This window comes from Paenibacillus sp. SC116 (assembly GCF_024733555.1).
Taxonomy (GTDB): Bacteria; Bacillota; Bacilli; order Paenibacillales; family Paenibacillaceae; genus Paenibacillus_B.
On the sequence record NZ_JANIOF010000009.1, the window covers coordinates 67,883 to 82,007 of the forward strand.

Annotated in this window: 14 protein-coding genes, 1 tRNA gene and 1 rRNA gene; 2 read left to right on the forward strand and 14 right to left on the reverse strand. The window is 42.3% G+C overall.

Features of this window, described 5'->3' with window-relative positions; translation table 11 throughout:
* Window positions 1–328: 328 nt before the first annotated feature.
* The gene (gene tadA / locus NQ117_RS23040; protein ID WP_258280366.1) at window positions 329–838 is read left to right on the forward strand and encodes a tRNA adenosine(34) deaminase TadA; all 510 of its coding nucleotides are present in this window, start codon (window positions 329–331) and stop codon (window positions 836–838) included.
* Window positions 839–849: 11 nt separating this feature from the next.
* On the opposite strand, the gene NQ117_RS23045 is transcribed toward tadA, so the two are convergent.
* The 13 genes from NQ117_RS23045 to guaB all read right to left on the reverse strand — a co-directional run bounded on the left by NQ117_RS23045 (window position 850) and on the right by guaB (window position 13,205).
* Window positions 850–1,029, reverse strand: a complete 180-nt coding sequence (locus NQ117_RS23045; protein WP_258280367.1) for an aspartyl-phosphate phosphatase Spo0E family protein — start codon at window positions 1,027–1,029, stop codon at window positions 850–852.
* A 396-nt stretch (window positions 1,030–1,425) separates the two neighbouring features.
* Window positions 1,426–2,487, reverse strand: a complete 1,062-nt coding sequence (locus NQ117_RS23050; RefSeq protein WP_258280368.1) for a hypothetical protein — start codon at window positions 2,485–2,487, stop codon at window positions 1,426–1,428.
* 339 nt (window positions 2,488–2,826) lie between these two features.
* Window positions 2,827–3,708, reverse strand: a complete 882-nt coding sequence (locus tag NQ117_RS23055; protein WP_258280380.1) for a YitT family protein — start codon at window positions 3,706–3,708, stop codon at window positions 2,827–2,829.
* Window positions 3,709–3,891: 183 nt separating this feature from the next.
* Window positions 3,892–4,050: a small acid-soluble spore protein P gene (locus tag NQ117_RS23060; RefSeq protein ID WP_258280369.1), complete on the reverse strand. Its 159-nt coding sequence runs from the start codon at window positions 4,048–4,050 to the stop codon at window positions 3,892–3,894.
* A 15-nt stretch (window positions 4,051–4,065) separates the two neighbouring features.
* On the reverse strand, window positions 4,066–4,233 hold the full coding sequence (locus NQ117_RS23065; protein WP_186786242.1) for a hypothetical protein: 168 nt from the start codon (window positions 4,231–4,233) through the stop codon (window positions 4,066–4,068).
* Window positions 4,234–4,253: 20 nt separating this feature from the next.
* Complete coding sequence (locus tag NQ117_RS23070) at window positions 4,254–4,634, reverse strand: hypothetical protein (protein ID WP_258280370.1); 381 nt, start codon at window positions 4,632–4,634, stop codon at window positions 4,254–4,256.
* A gap of 145 nt (window positions 4,635–4,779) precedes the next feature.
* Complete coding sequence (ptsG, locus tag NQ117_RS23075; protein WP_309137907.1) at window positions 4,780–6,324, reverse strand: glucose-specific PTS transporter subunit IIBC; 1,545 nt, start codon at window positions 6,322–6,324, stop codon at window positions 4,780–4,782.
* Between the two features lie 226 nt (window positions 6,325–6,550).
* Window positions 6,551–6,639 (reverse strand) — tRNA-Ser (locus NQ117_RS23080).
* Between the two features lie 89 nt (window positions 6,640–6,728).
* Complete coding sequence (gene serS, locus NQ117_RS23085; protein ID WP_258280371.1) at window positions 6,729–8,006, reverse strand: serine--tRNA ligase; 1,278 nt, start codon at window positions 8,004–8,006, stop codon at window positions 6,729–6,731.
* 466 nt (window positions 8,007–8,472) lie between these two features.
* On the reverse strand, window positions 8,473–9,066 hold the full coding sequence (gene pdxT, locus NQ117_RS23090) for a pyridoxal 5'-phosphate synthase glutaminase subunit PdxT (RefSeq protein WP_309137908.1): 594 nt from the start codon (window positions 9,064–9,066) through the stop codon (window positions 8,473–8,475).
* A gap of 53 nt (window positions 9,067–9,119) precedes the next feature.
* Complete coding sequence (gene pdxS, locus NQ117_RS23095) at window positions 9,120–10,010, reverse strand: pyridoxal 5'-phosphate synthase lyase subunit PdxS (protein WP_258280373.1); 891 nt, start codon at window positions 10,008–10,010, stop codon at window positions 9,120–9,122.
* Between the two features lie 160 nt (window positions 10,011–10,170).
* Window positions 10,171–11,589: a D-alanyl-D-alanine carboxypeptidase family protein gene (locus NQ117_RS23100; RefSeq protein WP_258280374.1), complete on the reverse strand. Its 1,419-nt coding sequence runs from the start codon at window positions 11,587–11,589 to the stop codon at window positions 10,171–10,173.
* Between the two features lie 152 nt (window positions 11,590–11,741).
* On the reverse strand, window positions 11,742–13,205 hold the full coding sequence (guaB, locus tag NQ117_RS23105) for an IMP dehydrogenase (RefSeq protein WP_258280375.1): 1,464 nt from the start codon (window positions 13,203–13,205) through the stop codon (window positions 11,742–11,744).
* Between the two features lie 280 nt (window positions 13,206–13,485).
* Between guaB and NQ117_RS23110 the strand changes: the two genes are divergently transcribed.
* Entirely contained in the window at window positions 13,486–13,899 is a 414-nt protein-coding gene (locus NQ117_RS23110; RefSeq protein ID WP_258280376.1) for a hypothetical protein, read from the forward strand.
* A gap of 101 nt (window positions 13,900–14,000) precedes the next feature.
* On the opposite strand, the gene rrf is transcribed toward NQ117_RS23110, so the two are convergent.
* Window positions 14,001–14,117, reverse strand: a 5S ribosomal RNA gene (gene rrf, locus NQ117_RS23115).
* Window positions 14,118–14,125: the final 8 nt, after the last annotated feature.

Genomic DNA, 14,125 nt, shown 5'->3' on the forward strand with positions numbered 1-14,125 from the left:
ACAACTATGATCATACCTAGTCCACCCCTATTTGTCTATCGATTTCTATAAAGCTCATTTGTGTATAAAGAGTTGCAATTGATCGATATGTTACCTACAATTAAAGTTGTTATCAACAAGTTATTCACAGTTTGTGTGGATTAGGGATAATATGTGCATAAACCTGTGGATAAACAGCCACTTATGCACAGGTTTATTAACATTGTGTTAACAACGAATGTTTGTTCGGTGCATAAGACCTAGTCTATGTCGAATCACCTGCAAATTTTTGATAATATAGACCTATACGATGAGGCATATCTGCTAATAGAAAGAAGGAAATAATCGCATGACCTTACATCCCTCCAATCCTTTACCTCCTGATCGAATGGACGATCACGAATATTGGATGAGACTAGCTATAGAAGAAGCGAACAAAGCAGAGACAATAGGTGAAGTGCCTATAGGTGCTATCCTTGTTCATGAAGGTGCCATAATCGGGAGAGGCTTTAATCTTCGGGAAACCACACATGATTCTACTGCTCATGCAGAGATGATTGCCATTCGCGAAGGAAGCGAACACCTGCAAGCTTGGCGCCTATTGGACTGTACCTTATATGTCACGTTAGAACCTTGCCCTATGTGCGCTGGCGCTATCGTACAGTCACGTATACCGCGAATCGTGTATGGAACAACAGATCCCAAAGCTGGATGTGCAGGTACGCTCATGAATCTGCTTCAGGAGTCTCGCTTCAATCACCAATCGGAAGTAATAGAAGGTATTTTAAAAGAGGAATGCGCTTCACTACTTATTTCATTCTTCCGTAAATTGCGCAATAAAAGAAAACAACAGACCTAGCCCGTAATGGACTAGGTCTGTACAACCGCCTGCTTATGCTCTCTTTGATGTTGATAATACCTGACAATGACCTGATCGGTCTCCTCACTAATACGCAAGACACGTGGGTCAGTCAGCACTTCACAATGGAGAGCTACCTCATACAGCTTCGCACGAAGCTCATCCAGTTGCTTCAGCAGTGAGCATTTCATCCTTATCACCCACTCCTTCACTTATATTAACTTGCTACTTTTCACAGTACGATTTATTACCCATATATTCACTAACACGTACACAGGATATAAAAGAAAAATAGCTAGATTACGAAATAGAGTTGCCTTAAAGGTATTTTACGTTGTTTCAATAATTTGTAAATAGGTTGGGCAGATGATTATGTATGATTTTTTTCGTCACTTTTCTAAACTAATATTGATAAACGATTTTACCATAAAACTGTAAAGTGGCATCCCCTCTTTCTATGGGAATAGTTTGAACCAGTTCTCGCCACAATCACAAGAAGTGCTCTATAGTCGAAAAAAAGCTTCAGTTATTCTATAGAATAACCGAAGCTTTTAACGTAATCAGTATATGATTGTATGAGAGCTATATTAGAAGTTACCTGCTTCCAACTCTTCCATTGTAATTGTATCCTTTGGTGCTGGCTTGAATTCTTGCTTCTTGTTGATATCTTTCAACTTCGAATCGATTTGAGCACCAATTTTCATTGTTTCGCCTTCATTTGTTAGATCAACGTTAATGACAAATGAAGTGAACACAGGGTAGCCGTCTTTATCAATTGCTGTAGTGAAGCTGATGTCATTGATCTTAACCGCTTTTTTCATTTCTTCTAAGCCTTTTTTCAGGTCACCATCTGTAAGTGCTTTAAGTTCTTTCTTCGCTTGCTCTACCTCTGCTGCTGTCATTTCGCCGCCAAGCAACTTTTTGTACTCAGGCTTCGCCACTACATCAAGCAATGCTGGCAAAGCATCTTTTACAAGCGTGTTCGCTGCTTGATCAACATTTTCATTCGTAATGGAGAACTTCACAACTTGCTTCGCATCGATATCTGCAGGAAGCTTCGCATCCTTCACAGCTACATCAGAGAAGAATGTTTTCTCATCAAACTTAGCCACGAAACTTGTATACACATCATTGTAGAACTTGTTCATAAGTTCTACATCTTTTGCTGTAGGCAAAATATCTTGACCTGCTTCTTTAGCTAGTTCCTTCATATCCATTTCGATATACTTATCAGTTAATTGCGCTGGGAAAGCAGGGATCGGAAGATTCGGAACCTTCATATACATTTTCTCGCTATTCATCATAATTGGAAGCTTGAAGCTCATTGCCAAGTCGCCTTCCAATTTTACATCTAGATCCATTTCAACTTGAACCGGCTCATTTTGCATTTTACCGCTCACAGAAAGACTAGCATTTTTCAACATTTGAACCACCATTGCTGCGCTTGGATCACTTTGCAGCATTGACGGAGGAAGCTGAAGGTCATTAACCTTTACTGTTGTTTCAAAGCCGTAGCTCTTCATTTCAGTCATTTTCTGCATAGCAGTCTTAGAAGCAGCCGCAGGGCTTTCCTTCTGACCACAACCAGCAATTACTAACGTCATTGCAAATAGAAGCACAAGTGTGCTCTTCATCCATTTTTTATTCACAATCAGATCTCCCATCCTTATAAAGTATCTAATTCATCAGCATCTCTTTATGCCCATTAGATTTTACCCTAATTTACCTAAAAAGAAAACCGTCTTTTTGAATATTTTTTTGTGAAATTTAGGGACTATTGTCCCTATTTCGCTGTACTAGCCTCAGTTTTACAAGATAGACAAATCTAAAATATTACAAAAACATATTATTTTACAAATATAAACTCCCCTCCCTTCAAATACGCAAAATACGTACCTAAACGAGTTAAAATAACAAAGAGGTACCTCTCTGTTCATCCGAACAACGAAGATACCTCTTTATCTAGATTATCTCTAATAGATGTGATTCTAATGAATATCTTTCTTCTTGAACCTGCCGCCTTTAACATCATGGATATTTCCAATAGCAAGGAAAGCTTGCTCATCCAACTCTTCGACAATGGTCTTCAGCTTCGCCTCTTCCAGACGCGTAATGACCGTGAAGATGACCTTCTTGTCATCCCCTGAGAAGCCACCTTCTCCATTTAGGTACGTAACACCACGTCCAAGACGATGCAGCAGCGCATCCCCGATTTCCTTGTAATTGTCGCTAATAATCCAAACAGACTTGGAATCATTAAGACCTTCAATGGTAATATCAATCATTTTAAAGGCAATATAATAAGCAAGTAGCGAGTACATCGCTTCTTGCCAGCCAAACACGAAGCCCGCTAGCACCATAATGAACAAGTTAAAGATCATAACCGTTTCTCCAACCGAGAACGGCGAGCGCTTATCAAATAAAATAGCTACGATTTCTGTTCCATCCAGTGAACCACCAAAACGAATCACGAGACCAACACCGATTCCGAGAATCATACCTCCGTATACAACAGCCAGGAAACTATTTGTTACGAATGGTTCTACATTGTGCAGGAGGATCGTACTTACGGACATAACGGATATTCCAAGCAATGTGGATAAGGCAAACGTCTTACCAATCTGCTTGTAACCGATAATGAGGAACGGAAGATTGAGCAAGAATAAGTACACACCCAAGGGTACGTCAGTTAAATAAGACAAAATGATTGAAATACCTGCAATACCGCCATCTGTCATTTGATTCGGCACAAGGAATAGCTCTAGGCTGACCGCCATAAGTACTGCGCCTAGTGTAACGAAAAAGACGCGCTGCAGTATTTTTCCTATCCTCGTTTTCGAATGTTGATGCACCGGCTTAGGCGTCGGCATCGAAGAATCTGCTTTCTGTTTATTAACTTTAGTGTTGGACAAAAGGCCACCCCTTTTCATCTATGTACAATTATTATAACGGATTACAGGGATAGGCGCATCGACTATGAAAAAATATGAAAAAACAGCTCCCTGTTTATCCATTTGTGGATAAATTACAGGGAAGCTGCTGAATTGGTTTATCTAGCCCTCTGGATTATTGTGAGAAACATGATTTTTGCTCTTAACTTTTTTAGAGCCAGACAACGGCTCTTGCAACGCTCCATGATCGCCACCTGAATGATGCTGCTTCTGTTGGGACTGTGCTTCTGGCACAGGTACTGCTTTTGATTTACCAGCCATCGTATTAGCTCCTCTCTAACGCGAATCTGATGCGGGGCTGTCATGATTCAATTCATCTTGATGACGTCTGTCGTCGTGATCTTGCTGTAATTGTTGAGCATGATGACTATTTACAGCCTCTTCTTCCAGCCTGCTCACAACATTAGACAAGTTCTTATCTACATGATTTTTCGCTTGAGTCATGATTGCTCCTCCTGATTCCATTAATGCACGTGGTAATCACCATCATTTGCGGTACGCGTATGGGTAATACTCTGCAGTGTCTGAGCACACTCGTGAATCTGACGCACATAGTTCTGTGCCAGCTCCTGAATGACTGGTGTGTGCTCACCTACATTTTGTCCATCACGCTCTACATCGATCAACTGTACCCGGACTTCACGAGGATCCAAGTAAGAACACGAAAAGTCGAATGAATACTCTTGTCTTCCCGCTGTATCAATATGAATGCGTAGGCCACTCGGATCCGCCTCATCAGCATTTACCGTAGCCTTATCCGACGGATTTAACGTCGTAGGCAGCGTTTGCTGCCAAGCTTGCACCAAAACGTCCTGTTGGACAGGAATGACTCCTTCTCTACTCATGAACCAACACCTCCACTGAGTTCAATTACATTGTGTGGACGAACAAGCCTTTTTATACAAAGTACTTAGTTATTTATTGATAAAAAAGAGGCTGCATTTACAAACCACTTATCTTCAGCTCATGTAGCTGAACGACTTGTCATATTTATTTTTTATCTTCCAGCTCCATGTCCTCTGCATTTATAATCTCATGAATTTGATGCTTAATTGTCTCTGAGCGTGTTCCAAATATAGCTTGAACATTATTGCCCACTTCAAGTACTCCGGAGGCTCCCAGCTCCTTTAAGCGGTCCTTATCCACATCTTCTTTATCCTTTACCTGTACGCGAAGCCTTGTAATACAAGCATCCAGTGAAGCAATATTATCTTTTCCACCCAAAGCATGCAGGATGTTCCCCGGTAGCTCTTCTGTATTTGCCTTTCCTACTCCTGATGTGGATTCTGCCTTCGGCTCTTCTCTTCCTGGCGTCCGTAAATTAAACTTGCGTATCGCCACGCGGAAGACGATGTAGTAAATGACCGCAAGCGCTAAGCCAACAGGAATAACGAGCCAATATGGCGTTCGATTTTGCAATACACCAAACAGCATGTAGTCAATTACACCACCGGAGAAGGTCATCCCTATTTTTACATGTAACAAATGCATGACTAGGAACGACAAACCTGCAAATAGAACGTGAACAGCAAACAATAATGGTGCAATAAATAAGAAGGAGAATTCTAAAGGTTCCGTAATACCCGTTAAAAAAGACGTCAGCGCCGCTGAACCCATCAATCCTGCGACAAGCTTTTTATTCTCAGGTCTGGCCTCGTGGTACATCGCAAGCGCCGCTGCTGGCAGCCCAAACATCATAAATGGGAATTTACCTGTCATAAATGTACCTGCCGTTAGCTCTACTCCATCCTTAAGCTGGGCAAAGAAAATTTTTTGATCACCTCTTACCAGCTCCCCTGCGCTATTTACATATTGACCAAACTCAAACCAAAACGGCGAGTAAAAAATATGGTGCAGCCCAAAGGGAATGAGTGCCCTCTCGCATATACCAAAAATAAACGCGGCCACAGCAAGGTTTGAATCCAGTAGAGAATGGGAAAATGTATTTAAGCCTGTTTGGATAGGCGGCCAAATAAAAGTCAGCAATATACCTAATAATAAGGAGCTCACCGCTGTAATAATCGGTACAAAGCGTTTACCTGCAAAAAAGCCTAAATAGGAAGGCAGCTCAATATTATAAAATCGTTTATACAAAGATGCCGCCAATATACCGATGATGATACCCCCGAAAACACCCGTTTGAAGCGTTGGTACCCCCTGTAATATGGCATATGAAAAGTCACTCTTAACTAACTCTGGTGTAACATTCATGATAACCTTCATAGTCACATTCATTACAAAATATCCGATGGTCGCAGCTAATCCTGCAACACCATCTCCACCAGCGAGCCCAATTGCCACCCCTACAGCGAATAAGAGCGATAAATTGTCGAATACAATTCCGCCTGATTGTTCCATTACACTGGACACCGTCATCCAAAATGGACCTGCAAGTGCTGGCATTCGTGCAATGAGATCTGGGTTACTGAGCGCATTACCTATACCAAGCAAAATACCGGCCGCAGGCAGGATTGCAACAGGCAGCATGAGTGCTTTACCTACCTTCTGCAGTACTCCAAATAGTGATTTGAACACAGCCAATCATCCCCTGTCTTTTACATCATCCCTACCGATTGCATGTGGAAAGTTTAAAGTTTGTAGTTAATGTTTGTATCAGGCAGGCAATCTATTCGTCACTTGGTATTTCATGCAGTAGAAAGTACATTGAAGATGAAGGTTTAAGGGCGGGATTGTTATAGGAGAAAATGCAAAAACAGCCTGCCGAGCATTTGCTCAACAGGCTGTGTCATTAGAAAGGTTATGGCGGAGAAGGTGGGATTCGAACCCACGTGAGCTTGCACTCTAACGGTTTTCAAGACCGCCCCGTTATGACCGCTTCGGTACCTCTCCGTATATGATTGGCCGACTTAATATCGGACAATCATTATTATAGCACACTGCATTTAAAATATGCAAGCGATAGTATCTTAAAAATGTAATTATTTTTGAATTACTTCCGCACCGCGCATATAAGGACGCAATACTTCAGGGATAACAATTGATCCGTCTTCCTGTTGGTAATTCTCCATAATCGCAGCAACCGTACGACCAATCGCCAATCCAGAACCGTTCAACGTATGGACAAACTCCGGTTTAGACTTCGTGTCACGACGGAAGCGAATATTCGCGCGGCGTGCTTGGAAATCTTCGAAGTTAGAACAAGACGAAATTTCACGGTAGCTATCGCTACTTGGAAGCCATACTTCAAGATCATACGTCTTCGCAGAACTGAAGCCGATATCACCAGAGCACAGGCTCATTACACGATACGGGAGCTTCAACAGCTGCAAAATACGCTCTGCGTGCTGTGTTAGCGTTTCTAGCTCTGCATATGAATCTTCAGGTCTTACGATCTTCACAAGCTCAACCTTATTGAACTGGTGTTGACGAATGAGACCACGTGTATCGCGGCCTGCGGAGCCAGCCTCAGAACGGAAGCAAGAGCTGTAGGCAGTATATTTTTTCGGTAAAACATCGTTATTTAAAATTTCCTCACGATGATAGTTCGTTACAGGAACCTCAGCCGTAGGAATCAAATAATAATCGGTTCCTTGAATTTTGAATAGATCCTCTTCAAACTTTGGTAGTTGACCTGTACCATACAAACTATCACGGTTAACGATCATTGGAGGAAGCATTTCCTCATAGCCATGATCCTCTGCATGAACATCCAGCATAAAGCTAATCAAAGCACGCTCTAAGCGAGCACCTGCATTTTTATAAAATACAAAGCGAGATCCTGTTACCTTCGATGCGCTTTCAAAATCCAGCATCCCTAGTTCAGTAGCCAAATCCCAATGCTCTCTTGGTTTAAAGGTAAATGCTGTTGGTTCCATCCAGCGGCGAAGCTCTACATTTTCATCTTCTGACAATCCAACTGGTACAGATTCATGAGGAACATTAGGAATAGCAAGCAACAGCTCATCCATTTGCTGTTCCACTTCGCGGATTTGCTCGTCCAAACCTTTGATTCGATCACCAACTTCTCTCATCTCAGTGATGACATCCTCAGCAGGCTGGCCAGCTTTCTTAAGCTTCGCTACTTCCTGAGATACAACGTTACGACGATTTTTTAATTGCTCTGTCTCTTGGAGCATCTCACGACGCTTTGTATCTAATTCAGGGAATGCTGCAATCATCTCTGGTGAAGCCCCACGGTTCTTCAACGCTTGCTCCACGCTTTCGAACTCGGTACGTAATCGCTTAATATCTAACACGGGTAATCCCTCCTACAGGTATAAAAAGCACATATGCGCGTATATCTCAATTTTTAAATGTAAATATATTGAACTTCTCTGGATTCAATCCCAGCTAAGCTGCTTCTCTTCCCCACGCTTTATTTCACATAAATATCAGTAGCGCAGGTGAATTGTGCTAGTTCATTATAGCACTTGTCCCTCCATCAAGGAAATATTCTCGAGCAATTCATTAGGTTCAACTTACAAGAAAAAACTTACATCAACATAATTTAACCCTCATCATTATTCAATTAATTAAATTACGTTCTATATACTCTAGAACGAGTTAACAATGACACAAGTGGTAGAACAAGAATAAGAATAAACGAAAAATTAGAAAAAACACCCTAATCACATTCCGCAATGGAATGAATGATCAAGGTGCCTTTTTAGAAACATACCGTTTCAATATATATGCTATTCAAAGAATCTCATTCGTTAGCGACTAGCGGTTCATCTGCAATGATTGTGCAGCCATCTGCACAAAATAATGATGCATACGTGAATCTTCTGTCAATTCCGGATGGAATGAACAAACGAGCAAGTGTCCCTGTCTAGCAGCCACCATCTCACCATTAGCTTCACAAATAACATCAACGTGCTCACCAACAGACTCTATGAGTGGCGCACGTATAAATACCGCTCGTACAGGGCTATCAATGCCTTTCACCTGCAAATCCGTCTCAAAGCTTTCACGTTGGCGACCGAATGCATTGCGTCTCACTCGAATATCCATTAGAGCAAGGTGCGGCTCTTCTGTGCCATGATTGCTTTCGATATGCTGAGCTACAACGATAAGTCCCGCACATGTGCCAAAAATCGGCTTCTGCTGTGCAGAAAATTGACGGATCGCTTCAATAAAATTGTAGCGACGCATCAGCTTGCCAATAGTCGTACTCTCACCGCCTGGAATAACTAAGCCGTCCAGATCATCCAACTCATGCGGCCACTTAATCGCTACAGCTTCCGCACCCGCAGACTCAAGGCTTCGAATATGCTCAGCTACTGCCCCTTGCAGAGCAAGTACCCCGATTTTTATCTGCTTCATAGGTACAACCTTCTTTCCGCGAAATGCTCTTAAGAAGTTGTCGATTACCAGCCGCGATCCTGCATACGCTCAGCAGGAGAAAGCTTGGAAATCTCGATACCTTTCATCGGTGCACCCAAGTTCTTCGATACATTAGCAATCAACTCATAATCCGTATAATGCGTTGTAGCTTCAACGATCGCGCGTGCGAATTTCTCAGGGCTGTCTGATTTGAAAATACCAGAACCAACAAATACGCCATCCGCTCCTAAGTGCATCATCAAAGCTGCGTCAGCTGGTGTAGCTACTCCGCCTGCAGCAAAGTTAACAACAGGCAGCTTACCTGCTTCACTAACATCCTTCAATAAATCATAAGATACGCCCAAATTTTTCGCTTCTGCATACAACTCATCCTTCGACAAGTTTTGTACTTTGCGAATTTGGCTATTAATAAGACGCATATGACGAACAGCTTCTACAATGTTACCTGTTCCAGGCTCACCCTTCGTACGAAGCATAGCCGCTCCTTCGCTGATACGACGCAAAGCTTCACCCAAATCTTTCGCACCGCATACGAAAGGCACTGTAAATTCATGCTTATCAATATGGAATACTTCATCTGCTGGCGTCAATACTTCAGACTCATCCAAGTAGTCTACACCAAGCGATTCCAGTACTTTAGCTTCAACATAGTGTCCTATACGAGCTTTAGCCATAACCGGGATGGAGACAACTTTCATGACTTCCTCGATAATTGTCGGGTCCGCCATACGGGCAACGCCGCCTGCTGCACGAATATCCGAAGGTACACGCTCTAATGCCATTACAGCAACAGCACCAGCCGCTTCAGCTATTTTTGCTTGCTCAGCATTCATGACGTCCATAATGACGCCACCCTTTTGCATTTCAGCCATACCACGTTTTACTCGAAATGTACCTGTTTCAACGTTTGCCATGTCTCCTGCAACCCCCAATATTATAAGCATCTTTGCGATATACGCGATTTACACATTTTACCCACTAATTGTACCGTATGACGTTTGCATAGGCAACCGCTTTTGTCGGAATTAGAGCGCCTGTTTATTTTGGAAACTGCATATCTATATTGAATTTAAATTAGAATAAACTACCGATAGAGTTGAAAAGATCAACAAAGAAGTTTTTAATGCCGCGGAAGAACAAACGCCACCAGCTTCCTTTTTCTACTTCCTCAGAAGCGATCAAGTTTACGGTTTGCTGCTCTTCTCCTGCTGTTCCTTTGTACGTATACGTAACCGTACCTACCTTCTGACCTTGCTTAATTGGCGCCTCAAGCTGATCTTCAGGAATCAACTTCACCTCTTGTTTCAAGTTCTTTGCATCGAACTTGGCACCCTTGTCCACAACAAAGGCAACATCTTTCTCCGTTACGACTGGAACTTCAGTTTCTACACCGCTCTTAATCGGAGCCGTCTCAGCACCAGTAACCACTTGCTTAGGACCGATTACTTGCTTAAGTTCAATATGCTTAAAGCCATGATCCAACAGCTTTTTCGTTTCAGTGAAACGTGCTGCTTTGGTAGGCGCACCCATAACTACTGTAATAAGGCGCATACCATTGCGTTCAGCAGTTCCAGCGAACGTATACTTTGCTTCATCCGTAAAGCCTGTCTTCATCCCATCTAAACCCTCATAAGCATATTGACGGAAATTCGTTACATCTTTATTCGCTTCGAGCATCCAGTTCAAATTGATGATTGGAGCCGTGTCTCGTTCACGGAATTTATGTTGTTGGATCGTTGTATATTTACTAAATTCGGGATGCTCAACCACGATTGCACGAACTAGCTTAGCTACGTCTCGTGCAGACATCACTGTCTCCTCATTGCCAGTAGGCTGATATTTCTCAGGCATGTCCGCCTTTCCTAGACCGGTTGAGTTAATATAGTGCGTATCCTCCATGCCAAGACGTTTTGCAGTCTCATTCATTAATTTTACGAACTGTTTTTCGCTCTGTGAAATGTGCTCTGCCAATGCTACTGTTGCATCGTTAGCAGATCCAATCGCCATCGCAATATACAATTCTTCAACAGTATGTTGATCCCCTTTAGCTAGGAAAATACGGGATCCTTCTGTCAATGATGCATGCTCAGTCGTAGTTACTACCGTGTCCCAAGACAGCTCACCGGCTTTAATTTTCTCCATGACGATATACTCTGTCATCATCTTCGTCATACTAGCAGGCGGCAGTGCAGTATCCGCTTGATATTCTGCGTAAACTTGTCCTGTACTCGCTTCCACAATAATCGCAGAAGAAACATCAAGATTAAGCTTTGTCTTCAGAGAAGCACCCATGTTTTTTGCTGCCTCTGTAGACTTCGCACTCGTCGTAGCTGGAGTTGTTGAAGCTTTAACCTCTTTCTGAGCAGCTTGTTCAGCTGCGACCATCCCTACAGATGGCAGCATTGTGTAAGACAATATGTGCAAAGCTGTCGCCAATGCAACAGCGCGTTTCCAACGTGGACGTTTTGTACTTGTTTGGTTTATATTAGACACTTTATTAACTCCTTCCAAGATTGAACCTATTCCCTATTCTATCACAGCCGATAGCACGAAAAAAGACAGGGTAAGCATACCCTGTCTTCCAATAATTCGTATCTAACATCTCATAACCATAAACGCTAGACTGTTAATGAAATGTATTGTTATTAGTAAGAATAGTTAGGAGCTTCCTTCGTAATTTGAACATCATGCGGATGGCTTTCACGCAATCCTGCACCTGAAATACGAACGAAGTGTGTATCATTCTGCAATTGCTCCAAGTTCTCCGTACCGCAGTAGCCCATACCAGCTTTCAAACCACCAATAAGTTGGTGAATTGTATCTGCCAATGGACCCTTGTAAGCAACACGACCCTCGATTCCTTCTGGAACGAGTTTCTTCTCATTGCTGCTGTCTTGGAAGTAACGATCCTTAGAGCCTTTTTTCATTGCACCAAGGGAACCCATACCACGATAAACTTTGTAGCTGCGTCCTTGATAAATTTCAGACTCACCTGGGCTTTCTTCTGTACCAGCAAGCAAGCTACCCAACATAACTGCGCTACCGCCAGCAGCTAGAGCTTTCGTAATGTCACCAGAATATTTAATACCGCCATCTGCGATAATTGGAATTCCAAGTTCACGGGCAACCGTTGCGCAATCATAGATTGCTGTAATTTGAGGAACACCGATACCAGCGATAATACGAGTTGTACAAATAGAACCTGGTCCAATACCGACCTTAACAACAGAAGCACCTGCTTCGATCAAGTCACGAGTACCTTCACCAGTAGCCACGTTACCAGCAATAATCGTAAGCTCTGGGTAGCGTGCACGCAGGTTACGAACCGCATCTAAAATGTTAATATGATGACCATGCGCAGAATCGACAACAATAGCATCAACACCAGCTTGTACTAATGCTTCCGCACGATCAAACGTATCGCCTGAAATACCAACTGCTGCTCCTACGAGCAAGCGCCCTTGTGCATCTTTAGCAGCGTTAGGATATTGAATTGCTTTTTCAATATCTTTAATCGTAATAAGACCTTTAAGGATATTATCCTCATCCACCAACGGGAGTTTCTCAATTTTATGCTCTTGTAATATAACTTGAGCTTGTTCCAACGTCGTGCCAACTGCAGCCGTAACTAGGTTGTCTTGTGTCATTACATCTTTGATGGCGATGCTGTAATCAGCAACAAAACGCATATCACGGTTCGTAATGATACCAACAAGCTTGTTGTTTTCATCAACGATGGGAACACCCGAAATACGGAATTTGCCCATTAATTTATCTGCATCCGCAACAGAATGTTCAGCGGACAAGGAGAATGGATTTGTAATAACACCGCTCTCTGAGCGCTTTACACGATCCACTTCTTCGGCTTGCTGTTCAACCGACATGTTCTTATGAATAATACCCATACCACCCTCACGTGCGATAGCAATAGCAAGCGGAGCTTCCGTTACCGTATCCATACCCGCACTAATCAAAGGGATATTGAGTTTAACATTGTTACTCAAACGAGTAGCAACGCTTGTCTCTTTAGGTAGTACACTTGATTTACGTGGAACTAGCAATACATCGTCAAACGTTAAACCTTCTTTTACAAATTTAGACTCCCACACAGAAGAAGTCCCTCCCTTTTCCTAATCCTTTTTACCTCATAACTGTTGTCTTTTCAGCGAAAACAAAGGTTTTATTTTGTCTATAGGCACTTAGATATTATGCCCATATTAGCAGAGGCTCTATAGCGTGTCAAGGAAACAAAGACACCATAACAATTATAAACATTAGCTCCACATCAAAAAATAATGATATGATCTGTATTATTGATTCTGAAAATGAGTCCATTAAGCAAAAAATACGTATTACTGGATATAGTGATATATAAGGAGGATTCTATTCATGAAAAAGAGGTTTTTATGTGTGACACTGGGTGTACTTCTACTTAGTGGCTGCGGCCTGGTAGATCAAACAATACAAGAGGGAAAACAAGCGATTGAAGAAGGTACGAAAGTAATACAAGAAGGTGCGCAATCTATTCAAAGTGTAGCCAACATAACGACGGAAATTGATCGAATATACACAACAGCCACAGAACAGACCTTTAATGAAATGATCGAACCATTAAGACAGGAATATCAAAATCTAACTTCAGCAATTAGTTGGGATCAACTTGGAGTCGAATTTAATACATCAGTACAAGAAGTAATCAATAGTGCAAACCTTGAAACATTTAAGCAATGGGTAGAAAGTGAAGCATATCAACAGTTTAACCAATCCGTGGACAGTGTAGTTAAAAATATTACAGGCCAATAACAGTAAAGCCATTGATCTATTCCGATCAATGGCTTGTTATTTCTAAACCGTTAAAACGATAAAACAAAACCCACCGATGAAATCATCAGTGGGCAGTGTTTGCTTGGCGACGTCCTACTCTTCCGGGACCCTGCGGTCCAAGTACCATTGGCGCTGGAGGACTTAACGTTCGTGTTCGGGATGGGTACGCGTGGAACCCCTCCGCCATCGTCACCAAACATGATTT

Coding starts and splice junctions, on each gene's coding strand:
- tadA (WP_258280366.1), top strand. CDS start 329: ATGACCTTACATCCCTCCAATCCTTTACCTCCTGATCGAATGGACGAT.
- NQ117_RS23045 (WP_258280367.1), bottom strand. CDS start 1,029: ATGAAATGCTCACTGCTGAAGCAACTGGATGAGCTTCGTGCGAAGCTG.
- NQ117_RS23055 (WP_258280380.1), bottom strand. CDS start 3,708: ATGCCGACGCCTAAGCCGGTGCATCAACATTCGAAAACGAGGATAGGA.
- NQ117_RS23060 (WP_258280369.1), bottom strand. CDS start 4,050: ATGGCTGGTAAATCAAAAGCAGTACCTGTGCCAGAAGCACAGTCCCAA.
- NQ117_RS23065 (WP_186786242.1), bottom strand. CDS start 4,233: ATGACTCAAGCGAAAAATCATGTAGATAAGAACTTGTCTAATGTTGTG.
- NQ117_RS23070 (WP_258280370.1), bottom strand. CDS start 4,634: ATGAGTAGAGAAGGAGTCATTCCTGTCCAACAGGACGTTTTGGTGCAA.
- pdxS (WP_258280373.1), bottom strand. CDS start 10,010: ATGGCAAACGTTGAAACAGGTACATTTCGAGTAAAACGTGGTATGGCT.
- NQ117_RS23110 (WP_258280376.1), top strand. CDS start 13,486: ATGAAAAAGAGGTTTTTATGTGTGACACTGGGTGTACTTCTACTTAGT.